The organism is Williamsia herbipolensis (genome assembly GCF_000964005.1).
In the GTDB taxonomy this organism is placed as follows: Bacteria; Actinomycetota; Actinomycetes; order Mycobacteriales; family Mycobacteriaceae; genus Williamsia_A; species Williamsia_A herbipolensis.
This window is the reverse complement of record NZ_JXYP01000018.1, coordinates 144,293-169,768: the sequence shown is the minus strand read 5'-3', so window position 1 is coordinate 169,768 and position 25,476 is coordinate 144,293. Positions and strand designations below refer to the sequence as shown.

Genomic DNA, 25,476 nt, shown 5'->3' with positions numbered 1-25,476 from the left:
GATACTAGCGGTCCGGGCCGACGTCGTCGCCGATCGACACGACACAATGGACGCCGATGCCCACCTACCGTCCGACCACCCCCGACGCCCTCGTCGACCTGTGTGTCGAGGTCATCACCCGACGCCCCGGGGTGGTCGTGGCCGGTGTCGACGGCGCCGACGCAGCGCATCCGACCGACCTGGCCGAGCGTGTGGCCGCCGCGTTGCGCGCGACGGGGCGGGCCGCGGGGGTGGTCGCGGTCGGCGACTACGTGCGTCCGGCGTCGGTGCGGAAAGAATTCGGGCACACCGACGCCGAGAGCTACCGGACCATGTGGTTCGACTACGCCGCCCTCGACCGCGAGGTCGTCACCGCCGTCCATCGCTCGGGCTGCTGGTTGCCGCGTCTGTGGGACGAGGCGACCGACCGCTCGCCGCGGGATCGGCCGACCACAGCGGCGGCCGACCAGGTGCTGATCATCGCCGGACCGATGCTGCTCGGACGTGGTCTGGCCCTGTCACCGACGGTCCGCCTGGAGATGAGTGCGGCCGCGCTCGGGCGCCGCACACCCGACGCCGATCGATGGACGGTCGACGCCCTCGTCGAACACACCGACGACATCGGTGATCTCGCCGACATCAGCGTCCGCTACGACCACCCGGACCGTCCCGCGGTGGGCGGGATCGGCTGATTCAGTCCTTGTCGAGCTCGGCGAGGACCTCGTCGCTGATGTCGGCGTTGCTGTAGACGTTCTGCACGTCGTCGGAGTCCTCGAGCGCGTCGATGAGCTTGAACACCTTGCGTGCACCCTCGGCGTCGACCGGGACCTCCACCGACGCACGGAAACTGGCCTCGGCCGAGTCGTAGTCGATACCCGATTCCTGCAGTGCGGTGCGCACGGCCACGAGGTCGGTCGGCTCGCTGATGATCTCGAAGGAGTCGCCGAGGTCGGTGATCTCCTCGGCTCCGGCCTCGAGAACGGCGTCGAGGACCTGGTCCTCGGTCTGGTCGGCCTTCTCCAGCGTGACCACTCCGCGCCGGGTGAACAGGTAGGAGACCGACCCCGGATCGGCCATGTTCCCGCCGTTGCGGGTCATCGCGGTGCGCACCTCGCCCGCGGCACGGTTGCGGTTGTCGGTGAGGCACTCGATGAGCACCGCGACACCGTTGGGGCCGTAGCCCTCGTACATGATGGTCTGCCAGTCGGCGCCGCCGGCTTCCTCGCCGCCACCGCGCTTACGGGCGCGCTCGATGTTGTCGTTGGGCACCGAGGACTTCTTCGCCTTCTGGATGGCGTCGAAGAGCGTCGGGTTGCCCGACGGATCGCCGCCACCGGTGCGCGCCGCCACCTCGATGTTCTTCACCAGTTTCGCGAACATCTTGCCGCGCTTGGCGTCGACCACCGCCTTCTTGTGCTTGGTGGTGGCCCACTTGGAATGGCCGCTCATCGCCGGTGCCCCTCTCTCCTGGCCGCGCCGTGGAGTCCGCGCGTGCCGTACGTCATGCTGCGAGAAGCGATGTTACCCGCCGGGCCAGGTCGTTCCGTCGACGTCAGGCGCCTGCGGCGACGATGTCGGTGAAATAGCGGTGGATGCGCAGATCGCCGGTGACCTCGGGATGGAACGACGTCGCGACCACCGAGCCCTGCCGCACCGCGACGACGCGTCCGGCCGCGGGGCCGTCGGGAACGCGCCCGAGCACGGTAACCCCCGCGCCGGTCGCCTCCACCCACGGCGCGCGGATGAACACCGCCCGCATCGGCCCGCCGGGGACGTCGGTGATGTCGATGTCGGTCTCGAACGACTGCACCTGACGTCCGAAGGCGTTGCGCCGCACCGTGATGTCGAGAGCGTCGAGGTGGTGGGCGTCGGGGCGGGTGTCGAGGACGTCGGACGCCAGCAGGATCATGCCCGCGCACGAACCGTAGGCGGGCATGCCCTCGGCGAGTCGGGTCCGCAGCGGCACCAGCAGGTCCAACAGGTCGAGCAGTCGACTCATGGTGGTCGACTCGCCGCCCGGGATGACGATGCCGTCGATCGCGTCGAGTTCGGCGGGACGGCGGACCGTGACGGCGGTGGCCCCGGCGGCCTCGAGCGCGGCCACGTGTTCGCGGACGTCCCCCTGCAGGGCCAGCACGCCGATCGTCGGCCTCCGGTCGGTGCCGCTCACCCCTGTCGGGCGTGCTGATCAGTCGGCATGGTGCGACCCACCCGGGCCAGACCCTCCTGGGTGACCGCGGCGACCATCCGACCGCTCGTGTCGAAGATGCGGCCCTGGGTGAGCGCGCGACCGTCCTCGGCCGAGGGCGACGTCTGGTCGTAGAGCAGCCACTCGTCGGCGCGGAACGGCCGCAGGAACCACATCGCGTGATCGAGCGACGCCGACTGGGGGTTGGAATCGGGGTGGGCGACCTTTGCCGAACCGAGCAGCGTCATGTCGCTCATGTAGGCCAGCGTGCACACGTGGAACACCTGGTCGTCGGGCAGCCGGTGGCGGTACTTGAACCACACCCGCTGCTGGGCGGCGAAACGCTCGGCCCGGACCATCTGATCGGCCGGGACGATCCGGATGTCGAAGTTCTCCCACTCGCGGAACACCGATCGTTGTGCCTCGGTGCGGGTCTGGAACGGGTCCTCGAGCGTCTCCGGGTCGGGCGCGGGCGGCATCTCGTCCTGGTGCACCAGTCCCTCCGACGGCACCCCGAACGACGCCGACATGGTGAAGATCGCCTCGCCCGCCTGCACGCCGGTGACCCGACGCGTACAGAACGAGCGGCCGTCACGGATCCGGTCGACGAGGAAGATCGTCGGCTCGTCGGGGTTGCCCGGTCGCAGGAAATAGCCGTGCAGGGAGTGGACGCGGTACTCGGGTGCGACGGTGTGGGTGGCCGAGACCAACGCCTGTCCGGCGACCTGGCCGCCGAAGGTGCGCAGCAGCTGGCTGGTGTAGGCCTTGCCGCGATAGATGTCGGCGTCGATCGGCTCGAGTTCCAGGATCTCCTCGATCGTGGCCATCAGTCCTCTTCTCCCAGTTGACGAACCGCCGCGACCACGACGGTGACGTTGTCGCGCGCCCCCAGCGCCAGCGTCGCCGACACCAGTTCGGCGGCGAGCGCGTCCGGTGTCGCGGCGCGCTCGGCGATGATCTCCTCCAACTCGGAATCGGGCAACTCGCCGGTGAGCCCGTCGGAACAGATCAGCACGACGTCGCCGGCGACGACCGGGAACACGAAGAAGTCGGCCTCGGCGTCCATCCCCGCGCCCAGTGCGCGCGTGATGACGTTGCGACGGGGGTCGACGCGGGCCTGTTCCGGGGTGAGATGCCCCGCGTCGATGAGCTCCTGGACCTGCGAGTGGTCGGTGGTCACCTGCTCGATGACGGCGTCCGACCAGCGGTAGGTGCGCGAGTCCCCGATGTTGACCACCAGCCAGTGCGGGGCGCCCTCATAGTCGACGATGAGCGCGCCGGTCACCGTGGTGCCCGCGCGCCGGCCGTTGGCCGAGTCGATGTCACCGATGTCGTGGGCGGCGGTACGCAGAGCGCCGAGGACGGCGTCGCGGGTGGTCGTCAGATCGGACGGTTCGACGGCGCCCAGGGCGGCCAGCGCTGTCTCGCTGGCGATCTCCCCGCAGTCGTGACCACCCATGCCGTCGGCCAACAGGTAGCGCCGATCGGTGACCAGCGCCGCGTCCTCGTTGGCCTCGCGGACCAGGCCGACATCGCTGACCGCAGCCCAGTCGATCCCGAAGCCGCCGACCTCGTGGGACCCCGAGGCCGCGGAATCGCGCACTGTCGCCACCGCTGCCATCGTCATCGCCCGCCCGTCGTCATCGTCGCCATCGTCGCTCGTGCACCCCCGCGCGCACCGCGGCTACCGGCTACCAGCCCCGCTCGGCGAGCCGGTGCCCGACGGGGAGCTGCTCGACGTTGATGCCGACCATCGCCTCCCCCAGACCGCGCGAGATCTTCGCCAGCACGTCCGCGTCGTCGTGGAAGGTGGTGGCCTGCACGATCGCCGACGCACGCTCGGCCGGGTTCCCGGACTTGAAGATGCCCGAACCGACGAACACGCCGTCTGAGCCGAGCTGCATCATCATCGCCGCGTCGGCCGGGGTCGCGATGCCGCCGGCGGTGAACAGGGTGACCGGGAGGCGTCCGAGACGAGCCACCTCGACCACGAGGTCATAGGGCGCCTGCAGCTCCTTCGCCGCGACATAGAGCTCGTCGGCCGACAGCGAGGTGAGGCGACGGATCTCGCCGCCGATGGTGCGCATGTGCGTGGTGGCGTTGGAGACGTCGCCGGTGCCGGCCTCGCCCTTAGAACGGATCATGGCCGCTCCCTCGGAGATACGCCGGAGCGCCTCACCGAGGTTGGTCGCACCGCACACGAAGGGCACGGTGAAGCGCCACTTGTCGATGTGGTGGGTGTAGTCGGCGGGGGTGAGGACCTCCGACTCGTCGATGTAGTCGACACCGAGACTCTGCAGGATCTGGGCCTCGACGAAGTGACCGATGCGGGCCTTGGCCATCACCGGGATCGACACCGCGGCGATGATGCCGTCGATCATGTCGGGATCGCTCATCCGCGACACGCCACCTTCGGCACGGATGTCGGCGGGAACGCGCTCGAGGGCCATGACCGCGACCGCACCGGCGTCCTCGGCGATCTTCGCCTGCTCGGCGTTGACGACGTCCATGATGACGCCGCCCTTGAGCATCTCGGCCATACCGCGCTTGACGCGCGCCGTCCCGGCACCGGTCGGCTGATCGTGCTCGGTGGTTGCCTCGCTGGTCACTGTCATGTCTCCTGACGTACGTACTGCCTCGGTCGCGGCGGCCACGACCGGTGATTCCCGCAGTGGGGTGTCGCGTAATTCTAGGCCCACCACCGGCGGCGTCCCGCCGTGGCCTCCGACGCGGTCACCAGCACCGATGGCGACCATGACGGTGGTCACACCGGTTGCGCGCCCGCGAGCTCAGCCGAGGACGCGTTCGACGATCTCCAGGTATCGCGGCTCGGGGGCGGTACCACCGAGGCGCAGCAGTCGCACCGGACCACGCCCGCGCAGCGCGAGGGTGTCGCGGACGGCGTCGTTGTAGAACCGGCGCGAGATCATCACGCGGGTGTCGGCGTCGGCGAGCTCGGCGACCAGCTGGGCGCGCAGTGTCGACGAGTCGACCTTCGCGAGCTGGGCCGACACCTCGTTCTCGGCCAGATCGCGGTCGGCGCGATCGGCCCGTTCGGCGCGGTCGGCGCACGCGATCAGCTCGCGACCGTCGGCGCCGAGGCCCGCCCCGATGGTGCGGGCGACCACCGCGCGACGTGCCAGGGCGGCGTCGAGGGCCTGCCACGCGAGGTCGACGCGCACGTGGAGTCGGTCGAGTCGGTTCGCCGTCTTGTAGATCCATCCGATGCCGACGGACACGATCGCCACCACGATGGCAACGATCAGGATCGTCACAGCCGAAATTGTCATCATCTGCCCCTTCGATCAGTGGTCGGTCGGTTCGCCCGGTCTGCGCCGGGGCGGGTGTCAGTCGCTGACCGACACCTTCCCGGAGCCCACGGTGACCGACTCGTAGACCTGGAGGATCTGGTCGGCGATCCGCGACCAGTCGTACCGGCGGGCGCGCTGCTGTGCCCGGGCGACCAGCTCATGTCGTGTGTCGTCGTCGGCGAGGACCTCGATGACGCCGGAGGCCAGTGCGGCCGGATCCCCCGCGCGGACGAGTCGTCCGGCGCGTCCGTCGTCGAGGACGCGACGGAACGCGTCGAGATCGCTCGCGATGACCGCGGCGCCGGCCGCCATCGCCTCGACGAGCACGATGCCGAAGCTCTCGCCGCCGAGGTTGGGCGCGCAGTAGACATCCACCGACGCCAACGCGCGCGCCTTCGTGGCGTCGTCGACCTGCCCGAGGAACACCAGGTGATCCGCCAGCGCGCCCGCACGTCGGCGCATCGCCCGCTCGTGGCCACTGCCGACGACGAGGACCGTGATGTCGGGGAACGACCGGACGATGCGCGGCAGGGCGCGCATGAGCACGTCGATGCCCTTGCGGGGTTCGTCGTAGCGGCCCAGGAACAGGATCGATCGTCCCTCGCGGGGGAAGCCCTCGAGCGGTGTCGCCTCGGCGAAGGAGTCGACGTGGATGCCGTTGGGGATCTCGACCGCGTCGGACCCCAGCGATTCCATCTGCCAGCGGCGCGCGAGCTCCGACACGGCGATCTTGCCCATGATCCGCTCGTGGTACGGACGCAGGATGCCCTGGAAGGTACTGAGCCACAACGACTTCGTGGTGGAGGTGTGGAAGGTGGTGATGATCGGACCCTGCGCGACGAACAGCGACAGCATGGAGATGCTCGGCGCGTTCGGCTCGTGGACGTGCAACACGTCGAAGTCGCCGTCACGGATCCAGGTGCGCAGTCGACGGTAGGCGGCGGGCCCGAAGTTCACCTTCGACACCGAGCCGTTGTACGGGATGGCCAGCGCCGGTCCGACCGACACGACGTAGTCCGGCAGCGACGAGGTGTCGGCGGCCGGGGCCAGGACGCTCACGGTGTGGCCGCGCTCGATGAACACCTGCGCGAGTTCCACCACGTGCGCCTGCACACCACCGGGGGTGTCGAACGAGTACGGGCAGATCATCCCGATCCTCATCGCTGCACGATCCCCGTCATCGCCCGGACTCCCCGTGGATGCGGTCCCGCCGCTCCTGCGACCAGTCGGCCTCCCAGAGGGGCTGCAGCATGTGCCAGTCCTGCGGGTGCGCGGCGATGTTGCGTTCGAACACCTTCGCCACCCGCTGGGTCGCGTCGGCGACTCCCCCGCTGACGTCGACCGGCGGGTCGCACAGGATCTGCGACGACGCGCCGTCGGTGAAGAAGTGGTGGACCGGCATGAGAGCGGCGCCGGTCTCGATCGCCAACTTGGCCGGGCCCGCCGGCATACGCGTGGGTTCGCCGAAGAAGGTGACCGGCACCCCGTGTCGTGCCAGGTCGCGTTCGCCGAGCAGACACACGACGCCACCGGCGCGCAGCCGATCGGCCAGCAGGCCGAACGGGGGTTGCTCGCCGCCGCTGAGCGGGAAGATCTCGAAACCGAGACTCTCGCGGTAGGCCACGAACTTCTCGAACAGCGACTCGGGCTTGAGTCGTTCGGCCACGGTGGCGAACTGGCCCGTCTGCTGCACCAGCCACACCCCGGCCATGTCCCAGTTGCCGCTGTGCGGCAGCGCGAACACGACGCCCTTGCCCTGGTCGTAGGCGGTGGTGAAGTGCGCGAGATCGTCGGGTGCCACGTACACCCGGGAGGCGGCGGTGGTGAAGTCCATCGCCGGCAAGCGGAACGCCTCGAACCAGTAGCGGGCGTAGGAGCGCATCGCCTCGCGCATCAACGACTCGGGCACGGCATCGGGGGGCACGCCGAGCACCCGGGAGAGGTTCCGTCGCAACTGCTCCGGGCCGCCCCGCGACCCGATACGGGCGCCGGCCGCCTCGAAGGCGCGACGTGTCCGGGCCTCGGGCAGTCGGCGCACCACCGACCAGCCTGCGCCGTACCCGAGGTCGGCGACGCGCTCGCCGAAGGTCACGCGGGCGACTCCGGGGTCGACTGTCCTGAACCGCTCGCGGTCTCGGGGTCGGCGGGGCGACCGATGGGCAGCAGGTCGCGAGCCCCGGGAGAGTTCGAGATCGAGAGCATCCGCTGTCCGACCGTGACGACGCTGCCGACGGCCAGCAGCCACACCGCGACGTCGATCAGCCACGGCATGCCGAGCTCGCTGAACCCGGCCCCGACCAGGATGATGATGAGCCGCTCGGGACGCTCGATGAGGCCGCCGTTGCCATCGAGTCCGCTGGCCTCGGCGCGCGCCTTCGCGTACGAGATGACCTGTGAGGTGACGAGGCAGATCATCATCCCGACGAACAGCACCGGGTGGTCCTCGGTCTGCAGGCACCACCACCCCAGCGCCGCGAAGATGGCCCCGTCGGCGATGCGGTCGCAGGTCGCGTCGAGCACGGCGCCGAAGCGTGTGCCGCCGCCGCGTTCGCGGGCCATCGCGCCGTCGATCATGTCGAACATGACGAACAGCCAGATGACCAGCGCCCCGGCGAGCAGGTGCCCCATCGGGAACAGGGTCACCGCCGCCGCGACCGATGCGACGGCGCCGATGACGGTCATCGAGTCGGGCGTGAGACCGGCCTTGAGCAACACCCGCGCGATCGGCACGGTGATCTTGCTCATCCCCGCGCGACCGGTGATGGAGAGGAATCTGGCCATGTCAGTCCTCGAGAGCCGTCCACGCATCGGCGAGCAGGACCCGGGTGTCGCGCAGCAGCTGCGGCATCACCTTCGTCTCGCTGATCACGGTGATGAAGTTGGCGTCGCCGCCCCATCGCGGCACGACGTGCTGATGGAGGTGCTCGGCGAGTGAACCACCCGCCGCGGCACCGAGATTGAGTCCGACGTTGAACGCGTGCGGCCGCGACACCGACTTGATCGCGCGGATCAGTCGCTGCGTGAACGCCATCAGTTCCGCGCTCTCCTGCGGCGTGAGGTCCTCGAGGTCGGCGACCTGTCGGTACGGCACGATCATCGAGTGCCCGGGGTTGTACGGGTACAGGTTCAGCACGGCGTACACGCTCTCACCGCGCGCGACGACCAGCCCGTCCTCGTCGGACATCGTGGGGATGTCGATGAACGGGTGCGTCGAGTTCGCCGAACCCGAGCTCGGCTCCTTGATCGACGACGTGATGTAGGACATCCGGTGCGGACTCCACAACCGCGACAACCGGTCCGGCTCACCGGCGCCGCTGTCGTGGATCTGCTCGCCGGTCACGAGTCGCCGGCGGGTGCGGGTGCGAGGGCGGCGAAGAACTCCGCGGTGGGCGATTCGTTGCGCCGTGTGGTGATCCAGTCGGCCACCGCTGCGACCGCGGAGTCGACCGGAACCGAGTTGACCTGTGTGCCGTCACGGAACCGGAAGCTGACAGCACCGGACTGCTGGTCGCGGTCGCCGGCGAGCATCATGAACGGGACCTTACCGGTGGTGTGGTTGCGGATCTTCTTCTGCATCCGGTCCTCGGAACGGTCGACCTCGGCACGGATGCCGTGCGCCCGCAGCTTCGCGATCACCCCGTCGAGGTGATCGGCGTAGTCCTCGGCGACGGGGATACCGACGACCTGCACGGGCGACAGCCACGCCGGGAACGCGCCCGCGTAGTGCTCGGTGAGCACACCGAAGAAGCGCTCGATGGAACCGAACAGCGCCCGGTGGATCATGACCGGCCGGTGCTTGGCGCCGTCGTTGCCGGTGTACTCGAGTTCGAAACGCTCCGGCAGGTTGAAGTCGAGCTGGATGGTCGACATCTGCCAGTGCCGCCCGAGCGCGTCTTTGACCTGCACCGAGATCTTCGGACCGTAGAACGCCGCGCCACCGGGGTCGGGAACGAGGTCGAGCCCGGAATCGGCGGCCACCTGCGCCAACGTCGCGGTCGCTTCCTCCCACGCGTCGTCGGAACCCACGGACTTGTCGGGATTGCGGGTCGACAGCTCAAGGTAGAAGTCGTCGAGACCGTAGTCCTTGAGGAGATCGAGGACGAAGGTCAGCAGGGACGTCAGCTCGCCCGCCATCTGCTCACGCGTGCAGTAGATGTGCGCGTCGTCCTGGGTCATGCCGCGCACGCGGGTGAGGCCGTGGATGACGCCGGACTTCTCATAGCGGTAGACCGACCCGAACTCGAACATCCGCAGCGGCAGTTCGCGATACGACCGGCCACGCGACCGGAAGATCAGGTTGTGCATCGGGCAGTTCATGGGCTTGAGGTAGTAGTCCTGGCCCGGTTTGCGCACGGTGCCGTCGGCGTTGAGCTCCTCGTCGACGTGCATCGCCGGGAACATGCCGTCGCGGTACCAGTCGAGGTGGCCCGACACCTCGAACAGGTGCCCCTTGGTGATGTGCGGGGTGTTGACGAACTCGTACCCCGCCGCCGAATGCCGCACCCGCGAGTAGTCCTCGAGTTCCTTGCGGATGATGCCGCCCTTGGGGTGGAACACCGGCAGGCCGGAACCGAGCTCGTCGGGGAAGCTGAACAGGTCGAGCTCGACGCCGAGTCGACGGTGATCGCGCTTCTCCGCCTCGGCGAGCAGCTCGAGGTAGGCGTCCTGGGCCTCCGTCGATTCCCACGCGGTCCCGTAGATGCGCTGCAGACCGGCGTTGGCCTGGTCGCCGCGCCAGTAGGCCGCGGAGCTGCGGGTGATCTTGAACGCGGCGATGTACTTGGTGGTCGGCACGTGGGGACCACGGCACAGGTCGCACCAGATCAGTTCCCCGGTGCGGGGATTGAGGTTGTCGTAGGCGGTGAGCTCTCCCCCGCCGACCTCCATCACCTCGGGGTCGTCGGCCGAGCCTTTGTCGTCGACCAGCTCGAGCTTGTACGGCTCGGAGGCGAGTTCGGCCTTGGCGGCGTCGAGGGAGTCGTAGACGCGGCGCGAGAAGCGTTGGCCCGACTTGATGATCTGCTTCATCTTCTTCTCGAGCGCGACCAGGTCGTCGGGCGTGAAGGGATCCTTCACGTCGAAGTCGTAGTAGAAGCCGTCGGTGATCGGCGGGCCGATCCCGAGCTTGGCGTCGGGGAACAGCTCCTGGACGGCCTGGGCCAACACGTGCGCCGCGGAGTGTCGGATGACGCTGCGTCCGGCCTCGCTGGCGGCGATCACGGGCTCGACGTCGGTGTCGGTGGCCGGTACCCACGAGAGATCGCGCAGCGCACCGTCGGCATCGCGCACCACGACGACCGCCTCGGGTCCCTTGTTCGGGGCGTCCGCCTCACGCAGCGCGGTGCCCGCCGTGGTCGCGGCCGGCACACGGATCGTGGCGGGGCTGGCGACCACAGAATTCTCAGGCACGGACTTCGACTCCTCGAGGTGAAGACAGGAACGAACCCCGCGGCCGGACGACCACGGGAGGAATGCCTGTAGATGGTATCGGCGATGGGGGGACGGTCAGAAGATCGGGCTGTCCAGCCACGACGGGTCGTAGCCGACCCACCCTCCGACCAGCGCGAGAGCGCCGAGCAACCACAGCGTGGCCAGCACGATCGCGAAGGTGAAGATCCCGAACAGCGCCTGCACCGACCAGTGTTGAACCTTGATCCAGTCGGCGAAGGCGTCGTACTTGGCGCGGGCGAAGATCAGGAGTCGGTGCGCCCAGGAGAACTCCGTCGCGAGGATGCCGAGGCCGGCGAACACGATCAGCCAGCCCGGTCCGGGGTACGGGATCGCGATGATCCCGACGACGAGGACGGCGGTGCCGATCACGCCGACCGCGATGCGGTACGCGAGGTTCAGGGTCGGCTTCTCGGCGATCTTGTCGCGTCGACGCTGCAACGCGTCGGGCAGCAGCCCACCGGGTTCGCTGGCGTGTGCGGTGTCGGTGCGGGCGCCGTCGGTCGACTCGTCGGGAATCGCGGCAGGCTGGTCGGTCATCGCAGCGTCGTCCTCACTGACTCTTCCGGTGTGCACCACATCGGAACGAGGTGGCGTCGGGGACAACCCTACGGAATCGGACACTCACGGTGTCCCGTCCGAAAGGACGAGATGAGGCGGGGGTGGTCCCGGCTGGGATCGAACCGGCGGGACGGGCCGAGCGAATGTGGCCGCAAGCTGCGCGTTCAGGGCTAACATTGCAGGTAGAGAACCGATCGAGTGTTGGTCTCTGTCGGTGTGAGTTCGCCTCTGTGGGTCTCACTATTGCCCAACTATTGCCCGCCACTATTCCTCGGAGACCCCGTGCCCCCAACGCCCAAGACTCGCACCCGCCGCTCGTTCGGACGCCTTCGCCAGCGATCGTCGGGGCGCTGGCAGGCGTCGTACCTTCACCGCGGTGCGACCCACCTCGCGCCGCACACGTTCCCGACCAAGGACTCAGGCGCGGCCTGGCTGCTCGCCGAGCAGGATCTCATCGACCTCGACAACCGACGGCCCGGCGAGTGGTCGCCGCCGTCGGAGCGCGCCCAGCGCGAGAAGGCCGCACAGCTGACTCTCAAGACGTACGCCGAGCGGTGGCTGGCTCACCGCAACATCTCGCGGCGCACCCGCGACTCGTATCGGTCGGCGTTGGAGCTGCACATCGTGCCGGTTCTCGGCGACCACGTGCTCGCCGCGATCACCACCGACGACGTGCGCGCCTGGTACGCCGGGATGGGCACGGAGTACCCCACTCGCAACGCGCGGACCTACGGGGTGTTGACCGCAGTCCTTAACACCGCGGTCGACGACGGCCTCATCGAGCGCTCCCCCGCTCGTATCAAGGGCGCGTCGGCGGTCAGGCAGACGAAGCGCGGCGGCGTCGTATTGCTGGAGCCCGCCGAGCTGTCTGAGCTGGCAGCTGCGATGCCTGCACCGCTGCGACTGGCCGTCCTGCTGGCCGGGTGGTGCGGGATGCGCCGCGGTGAGGTGTTCGCCCTGACCCGAGCCGATATCTCCGTCGACTGCGCGACCCTCCGCATCACCAAGGGTGTGACCTACCGCAACCGCGAGTACGTCGTCGGCCTGCCCAAGACGCGCGAGTCCAACCGCACGGTGACGGTGCCGCCACACCTGCGGGAGGTCATTGCCGCTCACCTGAGCCAGCATGTCAGCGACGAGCGGACCGCGCTGCTTTTCACCGATCCGGTCTCCGGTGAGCACTACGCCGAGGGCCGGTTCCGCGTGCCGTTCTTCGCTGCGCGTACCGCGATCGGCAAGCCCGAGCTGCACTTCCACGACCTGCGCCACTTCGGCGGCGTGATGGCGGCCCTGACCGGCGCGACGACCCGCGAGGTCATGGACCGCCTCGGCCACACCACCAGCACCGCAGCGATGCGCTATCAGCACGTCGCGGCCGGGCGGGCCGATGCCCTCGCGGACAGGCTGTCGCTGCTCGCAGCGGCGCCCATGTCTGCCGAAACCGACTGAGCCGCAGCTCACTACGCACAGACTCGCGGGTTCCAACCGATACCCGCCCAAGTCCGCTAATATCAGGACTTGGCCGCATCTAGTCCCCGGCCAGCTCACGCGCCCGCTCATGTTCACGCCTGCTGATCACCCTCAGCGCCACGCTCACGCCCACGTTCACGTTTACGCCTGGGACGCAATCTGTTGAGCACACGGAGCACCTGCGATGAGCACCACTACCCCTCGAACCACCCCGACCCCCGGCGGCACGATCTGGGAGTCGATCCCCCAGGCGGCCAGGCGAACCGGGTTCGGCCCCGACTTCATCCGCGACAAGGTCGCTGACGGCAGTTTGTGCGGCTACCGCGCAACTCAGAAGCCCGGCGCTGCGATCCGCGTCAAGGCCGCCGACGTCGACGCAATGTTCGTCCCGATCATCCCTGAGGACGTCCGATGACCACCGCCGCGCCGATGGGACGGCGCCGCCCTCCGAGTGGCCTCATGAGGACAGCGCCGCCATCAGCCCACAGCTGGGCCGACAGCGCCACAGTATCGCTGCATGGTGCACACCTAGTGTCATCCGTAGTCGCCTGCACTCGGCGAGGAGGAGACGAAAGATGCTGACACGCAACAATACCGAGCCTGTTGGTGTTCTGACCGCGCGCGAGGCGGCGGCCGAGATCGGGGTCTCACTGGCAACGATCCGGCGCCGGGTCGCCGACGGCTCCCTGCCGGCGCACCGGGTTGGCGGGCGTCCTGGCGCCGCGGTGCGGATACGCCGTGCCGACCTTGACGCCCTGTTGGTTCCCACGCGCGAGTGAGATCCCCGTGCGCGCGATCCACCCCTGAAACCAAGAGAACCCCGCCCGGTGCCCACCGGGCGGGGCCGAACCCCTCGAAACGAGCCGAGCCATGACTCTCGACCAGAATACTAAACACTCTGCCGCTAGCGCGGTCTCGCGCGCCGAGGCGTTGACCCAGCTGCTCGCGGAAGCACCCGAGCCGGGGGACATCGACGATGTGCGCGTCCAGCTCAATGCTCTCTCAGATGAGGGAGCGCACATCCTGTTCTGCCACCCCGGCACAAAGATGCCCGCCGACCTGCGCGGTTCCGGCCAGCGGCGCGCGGCGGACAAGGCCGCCCAAGAGGCCGCACGCGCGGCGGGAGACGTTGGCTGGCAACGTCGCAAGGCCAGTCGCGGGGTCCACCTCGCGACCGACGACCCCGCGCACCTGAGCGGCTTCCTCGACGCCCACGTCGAGGCCCACGGCAGCCAGACACCGACGAACATCGCGGTCGCCGTAGGACCGTCGCGGATCGTCGTCGTCGACTGCGACACCGCCGAACAGGCCGCAGCGTTCCGCGCTACCGCCGGGCTTACCGAGGATGCATCTCCGACCGTCAGGACGCCGGGCGCCCGGGATGAGCACGGCGGGTGGGTCCACCGCGACGGCGGTCACTGGTGGTTCGTCGTGCCCGAGGACGTTGAACTGCCCGGCGCAGCAGGGTCGCTGACCGACCCGGAGGGCAAGTACGCCGTCATGTGGTCGGGCAGTTATGTCCTGATGCCGCCCTCGGTGCGCCCCGAGGGGCGGTACGAGACGGCCGGCAAGGTCGAGATGCTTCCCCACTGGCTGCACGAGCGGATAAGCGCGCACGGCTCGGCGCGAGCTGCACGGGCCGACCGGGCGTTCGACGCCAACAGCCCCACCGCTGATCGCATCGAGCAGTGGGGCGCGTCGGTGACGTGGGCGGAGATTCTGGAGCCGCTGGGGTGGACCGAGAGGCCGCGCCCCGAGTCATGCGGCTGCCCGACGTTCACCGCCCCGGGTGCCCACGCCTCCCCCAAGTCTGCCGTCGGTCACGAACGGGGGTGCACCCTCTGCCGCGACTCCATCGACCCGCCGCTTCACCTGTGGACCGATCACGACGTCGAGCCGTTTGAACGGCTTTATGCCAAGGGCAAGACCACCATCACCCGGCTCGACGCCGTCGCCGCGGGGTACTACGACCACCAGATCGGGGCGGCTATGACCGACCAGGACCTGCACGACGACAGCAACGTGCTGACGCTCCCCGGCTCGCTGCACGGGAAAATCACGCCCCCTGCTGCGCAAATCGCCGGCAAGCCCTCGTTGCGAGGACGTGCGGACACCCGGCTGCCTGAGGAGTTCTGGGCGGCGCGGCCTGCGCTGGCCCACATCCGGGCTGCGGCTCACTCGGGGGTCAACAGCGCCGACGCGGTGCTGGGGGTCGTCCTGGCGCGCCTGAGTGCCAGCGTGGACCCGGTCGTGCGCGTCCGAACTGGGGTCAAGAGTCCGCTGCCGCTGAACACCTTCGTCGGCGTCGTCGGGTCGAGCGGTACGGGCAAGTCGAGCGCCGCGACCGAGGCCGAGAACCTGATCAACGCCGCCCCCGTCGACCCGCTCGACAGTCGGCTGATCGCTGGCGGGCGGGCGCTCAAGGAGATGCCTGTTGGCACGGGTCCCGGCGTCGCGGAGGCGTTCATGGGGCCGGACCCGGATCGCCTCGCGGCCAAGTCCGCACGGTGCCAGGTGGTCCACAACCTACTGATGCAGTGCGATGAGGGCGCCTCGTTGGTCGCCGGGATCATCGACAACAAACGGGGGCAGGACATCGGACCGACGCTGCGGTCGGCGTGGAGCGGGAAGCTGCTAGGCCAGGGCAACGCATCCGTCGAGCGGCGCCGCGAGGTGCGCGTCTACAGCGTGGGGCTGGAGGTGGGGTTCCAGCTCGAAGCGATCGCGGCGCTGTCGACGCCGGAACAGATGGAGTACGGCACCCCCCAGCGGTTCCTGTTCGTCTCGGCGACCGACCCGTCGATCCCCGACGTCGCCCCGGTTCACCCCGGGCCGCTGGCGGTGACGCTGCCTGCGGAGCCCCTCACGTACGACGACGAGCTGTGTGAGTGGGTGCGGTCTGCGGCGTTGGCTCGCGCACGCGGTGAGGTCGACGGCGGCAACGCGGATCCGATGCAGGCGCAGCGGCCCGCGACGGTTGCCCGGCTCGCGGCGCTGCTCGTGATCCTTTGCGACCCCGGGCGCACCGTGGTCCACCGCGACGACGTCGAGCTCGCCGAGATGCTGATGAGCACCTCGGCTGCTATACACACGACCGCACTGGAATGGCGGCGGGATCGTGTCGAGGCCGAGGAGGAGCGCCTTACGGAGAAGCGCATCAGTGAACAGGTCGCGGGCGCTCTGGCCCTCGACGGCCGGGCGGATGAGCTGACGAGGGTGCGGACCCGCATCCTGCGCTACCTCGCCGAGGCTGACGGCCCGGCGTTGTGGAACGGCACTGAGGGGCTGCGCAAGCGGAAGTTCAAGGCGAACCTGCGCCGCATCGCAGACACGGCGCTGGAGGGGCTGGAGGACGAGGGGGCGGTCGAGCGGAACGCCGACGGGCTCGTGAAGCTGACCCCTGCGGGTGGGTCGTTGGCGACCCCCTCGGCGGGGTGAGGGGGGTCAGGGGGGTCGCTATTCGACCCCCCCGGTCTCGCGCGTCATACGATCCAATTCTCTACTCTATTTTCCCTGGTCGCCCGGCTTCGCCGACCGAGCCGTGCGAGCCGAGTCCGCGTTCACGACCGGGGGGGTCGACCCCCGACCCCCCGCGACCCCCCTCGATCGAATAGTGCCAGAGCCGTGCAGCCCGGGCGGCGAACTCCGTTGTGTCGCAGTGCCACAACCCCTAACACTGTCGGCGTTCTCGGGTGCACGTAGTTGAGACACCATGGAGACATGGCACCGAGCATGAGTCGTGAGGACAGTCGGCGGCGTGCCGAGCGCGCGCACCGGTTGCGGTCACTCGGGCGAACGTGGCAGGAGATCGCCGACGCCGAGGGGTTCCAGAGCCGCGGCGCCGCGCAGGTCGCGGTGCGGCGGTTCGTGAGTGCTGAGCCCGCCGAGGGTGTCGATGAGGTCCGGCGCTCGGCCAGCGAGACGCTGCGGATCGTCCGGTCAGTCCTCGTCGGCCGATTCGCTGAGGCCGCCCGTTCTCGCGATGACGAGACTCTGGTCAAGCTGAGCCGCGAGGTGCACCGCAACCTCGGTCAGTGGGCCACTCTCGTCGGCGCCAACGCACCCGAGCGTCACGAGCATGACGTTCAGGTGACCCAGACCGCCTCGGCCATTCTCGATCGCGCCGAGGCCGACCTGCTCGCCCTCGCCCAGACTCGGCCGGCGCCGATCATCGACGCGGAGGTCATGGACTCATGAGCAGCCACACCGTCACCACCGACGACGTCGTCAAAGCTGGCATGGCGGTCGCCCGCGACGCCGCCGAGGGCAGGCTCGACCCCGCCACTCTGACCGCTGAGTTCGCCGCTGAGGCTCGAGAACTGTTCGGGCGGGTGATAGGCCCCAAGGATGCGCTGTGGCCGCTACAGGTTGACGTCGCCCGTCAGGTGCTCGGGCTCGCCGGCATCGGTGGCGACGAGCTGTCCGAGTGGACCGCGGTCGCACGCCTGCGCGAGGGCACCACCGAGCCCGAGCCGGTCGCCGACGTGATCGAGATCGACCCGGGCACAACCGAGCCCGGCCCTGCCGAGGCGGCGCCGGCCACCAGCGCCGACCGGCTGCGGGCCGTGCTGGCCGCCGATGACCTCGCCGCACAGACCAGCGGGCCGAGGGTGCCGCCGGAGCTGAGGGCGCAAATCGAGCGGCGGGTCGCCGAGCTGGGCACCGAGACCTAGACATACCAACGCATTCCACCTCCGGCCGGGTTAAACCCAGCCGGTGCGTGCAGCTCAGGCCGCTATTCGCCTCGCCTGGGCTCCTACTTGGCTCCGTTGCGCCGATTGTGCGCCTCATCCGCCGCAACACTTAGCCCACCTGACAACCCCGACTGTGTTAGCGAAAGTGGCTGCGCCCCTGCGTGACTGCGCGGCTGCGCTGCATGCAGGCAGCCTACTGTTCGCCCCATGGCCCCCACCGTCTCCCCGCCCGACCTCACCGGCATAGATCCGTCGACCAAGTCCGCGATCGAGTGGGGCACCCGCCTCGCCGCCCTCGCGAGCCACGGCACGCCCCACGACGACCCGCGAGTCGTCGAGGCCCGCGCCGCCCTCGCATTCCACCGCGTCAAGCGCGCCATCGACGCCGAGCGCGGGCAGCTCGACGAACACCACCTCGACGCCCTGTGCGAGTCGCTGCGGGCCGCGCAGGCGGGAGTGCCGGCGTGACGCGCGCACTGCGACGACGGCGGGTGTTCTCGTTCGCCGAGCCCGCGCTGCCCGACGCCCCCGCTGAGCGCCAGGCCGCCCAACGCGAGCGCCGCCGCGCGCACCTGACCGTTGTCCTCGACGGAGGTTTCGACCTGGCCCTCGAGGTGGCCGCCTCGCTCGACCCGCTGGCCGATCGGGCGGCAGCTGCGACATCCTCCCGGGCTGTGCGCGCAGCGATCGACGACGTCGCCGACGCCGTGGACGGACTCGTCGCCGTCGTCGCCCGCCTTCTCGCCGAGTCAGACGCCCACCACCGCACCGCGGGCCTGCCGTTCGAGCAGGCGGCGTCTGCGCGGCGCGCACTGCTGCAGCTGCACCGGCGGCCCACGGCCCCGCAGATCGCCGACGGCGCCATGGCGGACGGAACGTGGGCCGAGGCTCTGACCGACCACGCCGCGTCGGCCTCGGACCCGTTGGCGGCGCTGCTGGTCCGCGCTCTGCCGCCGGGCGCGACTCGCGGCGCCCTGTCTGCCTCCGAGCGGGTACTCGAGCCGCTGCGCGACCTCGACGCTGCGTGCACCGCGTTGAGCCGCGCACTCGACCGCGCCGAGCAGAGCGGCGGCACCACCGACCTCATCGCCGACCGCGAACGCCGTCACCGCGACGAGGCCCGAGCGACCCTCACCGACCTGGGCGTCGAGCTGACCGCAGACGAACGCGGTGGCGCCCTTTGACCACCTACGCGAGGCGACGAGTAACCGGGAAGTTCCTCGCCGCCGACATGGCCGTCGCCGGGGGCGGTGCTGGTTACGGACCGGCCGCCCTCGGCGCCGACCCGCGTGACACCGATGTAAGCACGATCTGAGAATCAGGAGACCCACCATGACGATCACCGAACCGACCGTGGACCCAGCGCTGCTCGAGCGTATGGCCACGAGCTTCCACGAGGCGGGCCACGCCCTCGTCGGCCGCGTCCTGGGCGTTTCCACCGGTGTGACCCGTATCAAACGCGCCGAGCTCGTGGCGGCCGGTGACGCGAGCGGGCACGCCGGCCGGTGCACGTTCGGCATCACCGCCGACGGGTACGGGCAGGCGCCGTTGTCGGCAACGTGGGCGGGCCCACTGGCCGAGGAGAGGTTCCTGCGCGGGCCGTCGATGTCGCTGAGCCACGTCCGCGACGCGCTCGCCGATCACCTCGACGACCGGGCGGTGATACAGGCGCGGGACTACGCGCTCGACGGTGGGGCGGAGCTCGACGACGCCCGCGCCTCGGTGGAAGTGCTGTGGCCGTTCATCACCGACCTCGCCACCAGGATCGAGGCAAACGGCTTCGCCGACGACGGCGACGTCCGTGCCGTTCTCGCGCTGCCCGCGACCGGTGACGTCACCGCCGAGCTGCAGCAGCTGCGCAGGACCGTGCTCGGCCTGTTCGGCTGAGCTAGTGAACCGGGCACCCGCCCGCGAGGATCACGCTCGGCACATCGGGCACCGCTTCGGCGTCGGCGAACTCGGGCGCCCACCCACCGCACGCCGGGCACAACGCCGCCCCGGTGAATTCGACGACGTCGAGCCCGAGCAGGAACATCGGCCAGTCCGAGACGTGACCGACTGCCAACTCGGCCTCGGCCTCGCTGGTGCAGAACGCGTTCATCGGCTTGGCGGCGCACCGAGGGCACTGGCACGGCGCACTCTGCGGTGTCAGCAGCGCAGCGAGAAGGCGGGCGCGACCCGTCGACCGGAGCGTGCCGTTGAGGTCCGCGCACGGGCACTCGGGCACGCTGCACACCTCACCGCCCTGCACTGTCAGGCACGGCAGGTCGGTCGCGTCGCCGTCGTACAGGTCGCTCATCCGGCGCGCCCATCGGTGATTCGGCGGCGGTGAGCGTCGAGGCTGGCCACCGGCGGGCCGTCGCTGACCCGGCGCGCGAGCGGGCCGCCGAGCCCGCGACCGTCGCCGAGTCGCCCTGTCGGGGCGATGATCCGAGAACCCGACCGCGCGGCGTGCGAGCAGACGTCGTGGGCAATCACCGCGGCGGCGAGGGCGTCGGGCTGGTGCTGCCCTGACTGCCACCGCGTCGCGGCCTCCTCGAATGCCGGCAGGTGCCCGGCGATCCTGCACGTTCCGGTCTCGAGGGCCTGCAGCAGCGGCGAGCTGCGCGCCATGGCATCGCCGCGACCGCGACCGGATCCCTTCGGCGGCCAGGCGGTGACCCGGATAGGCCGCTGGGGGCGGTACCGTGCCAGCGCCTCGAGGACCACACGGCGATACGTGGTCCCGGCGGCGAACGACTCGACCGCGATCTCGCTGGCCTGCAGCTCGATCGCGAGCTCGACGGCGCGGCGCGCCCATTGATCTGATGTCATCTGCGCCGAGGCATCGGCGACGAGTGAGACCACACCGTCGCGCCCGAGGCAGGCGGCGACGATTCCCGCGGCGTCCCCGGTCCCTGAGTCCGCGGGGTCGACGGCGACCACGGTCATCGTCGGGGCGACCGGGGCCGCGGCCACCCGCCATCTGTCGAGCCAGTGCCCCTTGATCAGCCCGCCCGATGGCGCCGACGGCACACCGAGATAGAGCGCCGCCCAGGCGCGTTCGCCAGACGTGCGGCGCTGGGCGGCGAAGTGGTCAGCGGTGTAGCCCAGCGCCGAGACCATCGCGACGCCGGGCGCACGCCGCAACGCATCGGGGACGCCGGCCTCGGCGACCGCGGGGACGTTCGTGTGCGTCCACACGTCGGGCTCGGCCTCGAGCAGCTCCCCGGCGAGGTCGCGTTCGTGCCACCTCGTCATCACCAGCAGCACGGAGCCGCCGGGGTGGACGCGGGTCGCGAGCGTGGAGCGGTATTCGTTGACGACACGCCGCCGGTGTGCGGCCGAGTCTGCCTCGGCGGCGTCCTTGACGACGTCGTCGAGGATGAGCACGTCGGCACCGAACCCGGTGACGCCGGAATTGATTCCGGTCGCCAGCAGCCCACCTCGTCGTCCCTCGACCCGCCACCTGCCCACCGCGGTCTTGTCGGCGGCGAGTGCAATCCCCAGGGCCGCGCCGTGCTCGGCGATCAACGCCCGGGCCTCGCGGCTGTGCGACTGCGCGAGGTCGTCGGCGTAGCTGACCAGCACCACCTGTGCGTCAGGGTCGCGCCGCAGGGCCCACACCGTGGTCCACACCGCCAGCAGCCGCGACTTTCCGGTGCGCGGCGGCGTGGTCACGATGTCGCGCTGGTCGGGCTCGGTCACCGACCGCACGGCGACATCAGACAGCAACCGGATCGTCGGCGTCACCCGGAAGCCGGGCTCGAACTTGCGCGCCAGCTCAGCCGGGTTGTCGGGCATGAACCGACTACGAGCAGCAGCCAGCGCACCCGCGGCGACCATCGAGCGCACCGCAGCAGTGGTCACGCGACCGCGCGTTCGAGGATCGGCCGCGAGTTGATCATGACCACGTCGGCGCCAGGGCGCAGGCAGGTCCAGGTGATGCGCCCCTCCCCGATCAGCCGACCGAGCAGCGCCTGCCGCCGAGTTCGACTGAGCCCCTTCAACAACGGGCGCAACTCGCGCCACGCCATCGGCTGGTGCACCTCGGCCAGCTCGCGGAGAACCGCCTCGGCCGCGGGGTCGGGGTCAGTCAGGTCGGGCATCTCGAACTCGATCTGGGTTCGGTTCGTCATCGGGGCTCCTCGGGGGGGTCGTGTTGGGACGACGCCGCAGCTAACGCGGCGGGGGAAGTTCGGCGAGTTGGTCGAGGACGCGGTCGACGTTCGCCTGGGTCATCCGACCGGACTCGACCTCAGCAGTCAGACGGCGCGAGACCGCCCACCAGGCGAGTGCGGAGCGGGCCTCGTCGACCCGCTCCCCCGTCGTCTCGCCGCGGCTGGCGAGCACCGCCAGCCGTGCAGACCACGACCGCGGGTCGCGCGAGCGAGGGTGGCTGACGGTGTCGGCGTGCGCGACGCCCCCCTGATCTGCGCTGGCAGACAGAGAGGTTCGGCCGGTGGGCTGTGGTGTCGGTGATGTGCTCATGCCCGAACGCTACGAAACGAGGGTGCAGCGCTACGGAACGCTGCGTAGCCCGCCGGACTGCGTTGTCGGACGCCGTCGCTACCGTGTGGCTCACTCGTCGCGGGCCGAGGAGGTCACCCGCGTGTCCCGCGTCATCGAGTGGAAGCCGCGCCGCTGCCCTGTCTGCGGTAGTGACTGGCGTCCGCCCCGAACACACCTCGTCGGCTGGGCCAATCAGCGCCCAGTCCCCCTGCCGCACCTGGGTGTGCCGCCGCTGCGAGGCCGTCACCTACCGCGGCGACCTCCCCGCCGCCGGCGGCCCAGACGTCCTCGACGGGTCGGCCTGAGTCTTACGGTGCCGAGATCGCGTCGCGCTCGCGGATGTGGGCCTCAAGGTTGGCGCGGTAGAACCCGTAGCGCTGGTGATCATCGACGGCAGCCTGCATCTCGGCGGCGTCGAGACCAAGCTCAGCTAGCAGACAGACGCGCAACACCCACATCGTCGTCGACTCTGCGATGAGCCAGTCCCAAAACACCTTCTCGAACGGGCGGCCGGTGTTGTGGTGTGCGAGGTCATTCCGGGCCTGCCTGACCAGCTCAGCCCAGCCAGCGCCGACAGACCCGGTGAGGTCGGGCTCGGGCAGGATCGCGGTCGCTCGGGCGTAGAGGTCTCGGGCGCGATCGACGAAGTAGGTGTCATCGTCCGTGACCAGTCGTTTGTGGATGCCCTCGATGAGCGAGCCAGAGACCAGCGCGCTCACCTGGACAGCGACCGCCTCGGGTGGGAACGCGACAGCCGCCGCGAGCCCGTCCATCCGTTTTTCGAGAGCGAGCCAGTCGGCGAGGCGCTGCAACGTCAGCCAGCTCGGCGGGAGCAGGTCGTCGGGGCTCGGCCACGAGGTCTCAGTCGGGTCCTGATCGCGCGTCAGCACTATGAGCCACTCTGGGGCGCCGGCAGCCCGCACGTTGACCGTGAGAAGTGTCAGCTCGGCGCCCAGCGCCAGCATCGCGATTGTCTGCATTGAGCGCAGGCTGCGGTCGGCCGACCGGATCGTCAGCGGCGCCACGGGTCGGTATTCGAACGAGACCACCCCCTCGCTGTCGCGCGAGCAGCTGAGTTCGCCAGCGGCGGTGGTGACCGTCTCGGCGTCGGCGAGGTGAGACCACCAGCCCGGGGTGTCGAGGACGAACCGCACGGCGTCGAGCGCTGTGTCGTGGCCCGGCAGGTGCGCCCCGACGATAAGCGTCTGGACGTCCCACCGCTGACCGAACGCCGTGGCTACGCTGCCGAAGCTCGGCGGGCCGAGGTAGGCATCGACGCATGTGACCGGCCCTCGGTCGGTGTCGCCGTGCAGGACTCGGGGCGTGCCGTCCTCCACGATCTTGTACGGGTCGCCCGATTGGATGATCGTGGTGGTGCCATTCGAGTGCTCGATCGGGGCGGCCACCTCGTCGATGACTCGCATCGCGAGGACCAGCTCAGCCTTGGCGCCAGGCCCCCAGCTGAGCTGCCCGTCGGCCGCACGGTCGTGTGTCGTTGCGATCCAGAAGCGGCCATCGGCCTTGAATGGCTCCATGTCAGGCACCGTAAACCGGCGGCTACCTCACCGTCGGGCAGAACGCGGCAAGTTCAGTCGGTCGACCGATGCGGCTCCCTGGGCCGCCGTCTTAGGTGCTGAGCGGCCACTCGCTTCGCTCGGTGGCGTAGCCGCAAGCTGAGCACTCCTGCCACACCTCAAGGCGCTCATCGTCGGTCCAGTCGGTTGTCTCCGAGAACCGACGAGACCCGCATTGAGGACACTCAACGGGGCTATCCCGCTCGATGTAAAGGCGCATATGGGAGAACAGTTCGAGAGCGTGCTCGACCGCATTGAACGCGATCGCGGCGTCAGGTTCTCGCGCGGATGAGTCGTGCTGCAGGTGCACGACCAAATCCCACGCTCTGTCCCAGACTCCCCGTAGGTAAGCGCGTTGCCGCCGCTTGGTCGACAGCTTGCCGGCGAACACCTCGAGCCAGCCCTTGACGTTGGCCAGCTGAGGGCGATCGGTCACATCGCTAACCCAGTCATCGTCGGCATAATCCGACACGAGCGCGATCATCGCCTCGCGCAACCTGACGCCGACCGTCTGGAAGTCCTCGGTGTCTCGCGCTGCCGCCCACGCCTCGCCAGCGTCGTCGAGCTTGCGCCATGACCGCTCACTCACCGAGCGCGCCTCGGGGGCGACTTCGCCGCGGTCGCGTTCCCACAGCCGCGTCATCAAACCGAGGTGGAACGAGAAGGCGTAGTCGGCGGAGATGAAGTCATCTTGGCTGTACAGATTGGTCATGTTGGTGATCACCCACCAACGACTGCGCACGCAACGCACGTCGAACACCTCGAAGCTGCGTTCGAGCAAGCGGTGACGTTTTACCAGCGCGACCGACTCAACCTCATCGTCGCCCCCGTACCCCTGAGCCTCGACGTATTGGCGAATGTTGCGCTCCTCGGCCGTCTCGTCACGACGAGTCTGGCGCAAGGTGAAGTGCCGGTTCGACTCGCCACTTAAGTCGATGAGCATCCGACCACTTCGCTCAAGCAGGCGGCGGACCCGAGTGTGAGCGGGCATCCGACCACCTTTCGAGCGGCGCTCTACGGCCCGGTAATAGCCCGAACCGGGCGAATAACGCCTCTACCTGGTGGTCCCGGCTGGGATCGAACCAGCGACCTTCCCGGTGTGAACGGGACGCTCTTCCACTGAGCCACGGGACCGCGATCGGCGTGGTGTTCCTCGCCGACGACCGCAGAACGTTATCACGACGACAGGGTGATCCCGCCAATCGAGGTCAGACGTCTCGTGGCCGCCCGCGGCCCGTCGCGACCGTCGAAACGGCGACGTCTCATCGGTGGTGTGTCCCCGGGGACTCACCGATGACCAGCGGATTTGTTGGGTCGCCCGCGATTCGGATAGTGTTTCGCTTCGCACCGCGAGCCCACAAGGTTTGCGGCGCACGCGGACGTGGCGCAGCTGGTAGCGCACAACCTTGCCAAGGTTGGGGTCGCGGGTTCGAATCCCGTCGTCCGCTCGGAAGAGCGATTGAGTCCACCGTGGCGGTGTGGCCGAGTGGTGAGGCAACGGCCTGCAAAGCCGTGCACACGGGTTCGATTCCCGTCGCCGCCTCCACGAGCGTTTCCCAATTAAATACCCGCGCGATTAGCTCAGTGGGAGAGCGCTTCCCTGACACGGAAGAGGTCACTGGTTCAATCCCAGTATCGCGCACCAGAGTTAGACCAGTTGAGAGGCGGTTTCCGAGAGTGTCGGGGGCCGCCTCTTCTGCTACCCGAGGTCGCGTGCACGCACTCTGCACGCACGAGGTCCAGATACCGCCGACTACCGC

The 25,476-nt window shown here is 69.5% G+C and carries 27 protein-coding genes, 4 tRNA genes and 1 pseudogene; 13 read left to right on the top strand and 19 right to left on the bottom strand.

Annotated features, from left to right (window positions below; genetic code table 11):
* The first annotated feature begins 56 nt into the window (after nucleotides 1-56).
* Nucleotides 57-671, top strand: a complete 615-nt coding sequence (locus TU34_RS09470) for a nucleoside/nucleotide kinase family protein (RefSeq protein WP_052688837.1) — start codon at nucleotides 57-59, stop codon at nucleotides 669-671.
* 1 nt (nucleotide 672) lies between these two features.
* Here the strand turns inward: TU34_RS09470 and TU34_RS09465 are convergent, their stop codons facing one another.
* The 12 genes and pseudogenes from TU34_RS09465 to TU34_RS09410 form a co-directional block, all read right to left on the bottom strand.
* The gene (locus tag TU34_RS09465; protein WP_045822593.1) at nucleotides 673-1,428 is read right to left on the bottom strand and encodes a YebC/PmpR family DNA-binding transcriptional regulator; all 756 of its coding nucleotides are present in this window, start codon (nucleotides 1,426-1,428) and stop codon (nucleotides 673-675) included.
* 103 nt (nucleotides 1,429-1,531) lie between these two features.
* Nucleotides 1,532-2,149: a pyridoxal 5'-phosphate synthase glutaminase subunit PdxT gene (gene pdxT, locus TU34_RS09460; protein WP_045822592.1), complete on the bottom strand. Its 618-nt coding sequence runs from the start codon at nucleotides 2,147-2,149 to the stop codon at nucleotides 1,532-1,534.
* Nucleotides 2,146-2,994: an acyl-CoA thioesterase gene (locus TU34_RS09455; protein ID WP_045822591.1), complete on the bottom strand. Its 849-nt coding sequence runs from the start codon at nucleotides 2,992-2,994 to the stop codon at nucleotides 2,146-2,148. The genes pdxT and TU34_RS09455 overlap by 4 nt, the downstream gene beginning before the upstream one ends.
* Entirely contained in the window at nucleotides 2,994-3,788 is a 795-nt protein-coding gene (locus TU34_RS09450; RefSeq protein ID WP_045822655.1) for a PP2C family protein-serine/threonine phosphatase, read from the bottom strand. The genes TU34_RS09455 and TU34_RS09450 overlap by 1 nt, the downstream gene beginning before the upstream one ends.
* Before the next feature lie 70 nt (nucleotides 3,789-3,858).
* Nucleotides 3,859-4,782, bottom strand: coding sequence for a pyridoxal 5'-phosphate synthase lyase subunit PdxS (pdxS, locus tag TU34_RS09445; protein ID WP_045822590.1), 924 nt, complete (start codon nucleotides 4,780-4,782; stop codon nucleotides 3,859-3,861).
* Between the two features lie 186 nt (nucleotides 4,783-4,968).
* Nucleotides 4,969-5,457, bottom strand: a pseudogene (locus tag TU34_RS09440) (exopolyphosphatase); the annotation flags it as partial.
* A 57-nt stretch (nucleotides 5,458-5,514) separates the two neighbouring features.
* Complete coding sequence (locus tag TU34_RS09435; RefSeq protein ID WP_082080079.1) at nucleotides 5,515-6,639, bottom strand: glycosyltransferase family 4 protein; 1,125 nt, start codon at nucleotides 6,637-6,639, stop codon at nucleotides 5,515-5,517.
* Between the two features lie 16 nt (nucleotides 6,640-6,655).
* Nucleotides 6,656-7,570 carry a phosphatidylinositol mannoside acyltransferase gene (locus TU34_RS09430; RefSeq protein ID WP_045822588.1) on the bottom strand — a complete coding sequence of 305 codons (915 nt, stop codon included), beginning with the start codon at nucleotides 7,568-7,570 and terminating at the stop codon, nucleotides 6,656-6,658.
* Nucleotides 7,567-8,259 carry a phosphatidylinositol phosphate synthase gene (gene pgsA, locus TU34_RS09425; protein ID WP_045822587.1) on the bottom strand — a complete coding sequence of 231 codons (693 nt, stop codon included), beginning with the start codon at nucleotides 8,257-8,259 and terminating at the stop codon, nucleotides 7,567-7,569. The genes TU34_RS09430 and pgsA overlap by 4 nt, the downstream gene beginning before the upstream one ends.
* A gap of 1 nt (nucleotide 8,260) precedes the next feature.
* Complete coding sequence (locus TU34_RS09420; protein ID WP_045822586.1) at nucleotides 8,261-8,818, bottom strand: ATP adenylyltransferase; 558 nt, start codon at nucleotides 8,816-8,818, stop codon at nucleotides 8,261-8,263.
* Nucleotides 8,815-10,887, bottom strand: coding sequence for a threonine--tRNA ligase (gene thrS / locus TU34_RS09415; protein WP_045822585.1), 2,073 nt, complete (start codon nucleotides 10,885-10,887; stop codon nucleotides 8,815-8,817). Before thrS ends, TU34_RS09420 begins: the two co-directional genes overlap by 4 nt.
* A gap of 96 nt (nucleotides 10,888-10,983) precedes the next feature.
* A complete protein-coding gene (locus tag TU34_RS09410; protein ID WP_082080078.1) occupies nucleotides 10,984-11,466 on the bottom strand; it encodes a TIGR02611 family protein in 483 nt (160 codons plus the stop codon).
* Nucleotides 11,467-11,769: 303 nt separating this feature from the next.
* Here TU34_RS09410 and TU34_RS09405 point away from each other — a divergent pair, with 303 nt between their 5' ends.
* The 9 genes from TU34_RS09405 to TU34_RS09370 all read left to right on the top strand — a co-directional run bounded on the left by TU34_RS09405 (nucleotide 11,770) and on the right by TU34_RS09370 (nucleotide 19,538).
* On the top strand, nucleotides 11,770-12,936 hold the full coding sequence (locus TU34_RS09405) for a tyrosine-type recombinase/integrase (RefSeq protein WP_045822584.1): 1,167 nt from the start codon (nucleotides 11,770-11,772) through the stop codon (nucleotides 12,934-12,936).
* A 205-nt stretch (nucleotides 12,937-13,141) separates the two neighbouring features.
* On the top strand, nucleotides 13,142-13,372 hold the full coding sequence (locus tag TU34_RS09400) for a hypothetical protein (RefSeq protein WP_045822583.1): 231 nt from the start codon (nucleotides 13,142-13,144) through the stop codon (nucleotides 13,370-13,372).
* Nucleotides 13,373-13,532: 160 nt separating this feature from the next.
* Nucleotides 13,533-13,736 (top strand): helix-turn-helix domain-containing protein, encoded by a 204-nt coding sequence (locus TU34_RS22975; protein WP_082080076.1) that lies wholly within the window; start codon nucleotides 13,533-13,535, stop codon nucleotides 13,734-13,736.
* A gap of 91 nt (nucleotides 13,737-13,827) precedes the next feature.
* Nucleotides 13,828-16,395 (top strand): bifunctional DNA primase/polymerase, encoded by a 2,568-nt coding sequence (locus TU34_RS22330; RefSeq protein ID WP_052688836.1) that lies wholly within the window; start codon nucleotides 13,828-13,830, stop codon nucleotides 16,393-16,395.
* A gap of 282 nt (nucleotides 16,396-16,677) precedes the next feature.
* The gene (locus TU34_RS09390; protein WP_045822582.1) at nucleotides 16,678-17,154 is read left to right on the top strand and encodes a hypothetical protein; all 477 of its coding nucleotides are present in this window, start codon (nucleotides 16,678-16,680) and stop codon (nucleotides 17,152-17,154) included.
* On the top strand, nucleotides 17,151-17,630 hold the full coding sequence (locus TU34_RS22325) for a hypothetical protein (RefSeq protein WP_052688834.1): 480 nt from the start codon (nucleotides 17,151-17,153) through the stop codon (nucleotides 17,628-17,630). The genes TU34_RS09390 and TU34_RS22325 overlap by 4 nt, the downstream gene beginning before the upstream one ends.
* A gap of 228 nt (nucleotides 17,631-17,858) precedes the next feature.
* A complete protein-coding gene (locus TU34_RS09380; RefSeq protein ID WP_045822581.1) occupies nucleotides 17,859-18,119 on the top strand; it encodes a hypothetical protein in 261 nt (86 codons plus the stop codon).
* Nucleotides 18,116-18,835, top strand: coding sequence for a hypothetical protein (locus tag TU34_RS09375; RefSeq protein ID WP_150116470.1), 720 nt, complete (start codon nucleotides 18,116-18,118; stop codon nucleotides 18,833-18,835). Before TU34_RS09380 ends, TU34_RS09375 begins: the two co-directional genes overlap by 4 nt.
* A gap of 148 nt (nucleotides 18,836-18,983) precedes the next feature.
* Entirely contained in the window at nucleotides 18,984-19,538 is a 555-nt protein-coding gene (locus TU34_RS09370) for a hypothetical protein (protein ID WP_045822580.1), read from the top strand.
* A 1-nt stretch (nucleotide 19,539) separates the two neighbouring features.
* On the opposite strand, the gene TU34_RS09365 is transcribed toward TU34_RS09370, so the two are convergent.
* The 7 genes from TU34_RS09365 to TU34_RS09335 all read right to left on the bottom strand — a co-directional run bounded on the left by TU34_RS09365 (nucleotide 19,540) and on the right by TU34_RS09335 (nucleotide 24,850).
* On the bottom strand, nucleotides 19,540-19,950 hold the full coding sequence (locus TU34_RS09365; RefSeq protein WP_045822579.1) for a hypothetical protein: 411 nt from the start codon (nucleotides 19,948-19,950) through the stop codon (nucleotides 19,540-19,542).
* Complete coding sequence (locus TU34_RS09360; RefSeq protein ID WP_238981232.1) at nucleotides 19,947-21,434, bottom strand: terminase large subunit domain-containing protein; 1,488 nt, start codon at nucleotides 21,432-21,434, stop codon at nucleotides 19,947-19,949. Before TU34_RS09360 ends, TU34_RS09365 begins: the two co-directional genes overlap by 4 nt.
* A 62-nt stretch (nucleotides 21,435-21,496) precedes the next feature.
* Nucleotides 21,497-21,769, bottom strand: a complete 273-nt coding sequence (locus TU34_RS09355; protein WP_045822578.1) for a hypothetical protein — start codon at nucleotides 21,767-21,769, stop codon at nucleotides 21,497-21,499.
* A 40-nt stretch (nucleotides 21,770-21,809) separates the two neighbouring features.
* Entirely contained in the window at nucleotides 21,810-22,121 is a 312-nt protein-coding gene (locus tag TU34_RS09350) for a hypothetical protein (RefSeq protein ID WP_052688832.1), read from the bottom strand.
* A gap of 329 nt (nucleotides 22,122-22,450) precedes the next feature.
* Nucleotides 22,451-23,677, bottom strand: a complete 1,227-nt coding sequence (locus TU34_RS09345; protein ID WP_045822577.1) for an ApeA N-terminal domain 1-containing protein — start codon at nucleotides 23,675-23,677, stop codon at nucleotides 22,451-22,453.
* Nucleotides 23,678-23,768: 91 nt separating this feature from the next.
* On the bottom strand, nucleotides 23,769-24,659 hold the full coding sequence (locus TU34_RS22320) for a hypothetical protein (RefSeq protein ID WP_052688831.1): 891 nt from the start codon (nucleotides 24,657-24,659) through the stop codon (nucleotides 23,769-23,771).
* A gap of 116 nt (nucleotides 24,660-24,775) precedes the next feature.
* Nucleotides 24,776-24,850 (bottom strand) — tRNA-Val (locus tag TU34_RS09335).
* A 241-nt stretch (nucleotides 24,851-25,091) separates the two neighbouring features.
* Here TU34_RS09335 and TU34_RS09330 point away from each other — a divergent pair.
* The 3 genes from TU34_RS09330 to TU34_RS09320 all read left to right on the top strand — a co-directional run bounded on the left by TU34_RS09330 (nucleotide 25,092) and on the right by TU34_RS09320 (nucleotide 25,361).
* A tRNA-Gly gene (locus tag TU34_RS09330) sits at nucleotides 25,092-25,164 on the top strand.
* 24 nt (nucleotides 25,165-25,188) lie between these two features.
* Nucleotides 25,189-25,262: transfer RNA gene (locus TU34_RS09325), tRNA-Cys, on the top strand.
* A 24-nt stretch (nucleotides 25,263-25,286) separates the two neighbouring features.
* A tRNA-Val gene (locus tag TU34_RS09320) sits at nucleotides 25,287-25,361 on the top strand.
* The last annotated feature ends 115 nt before the right edge of the window (nucleotides 25,362-25,476 follow it).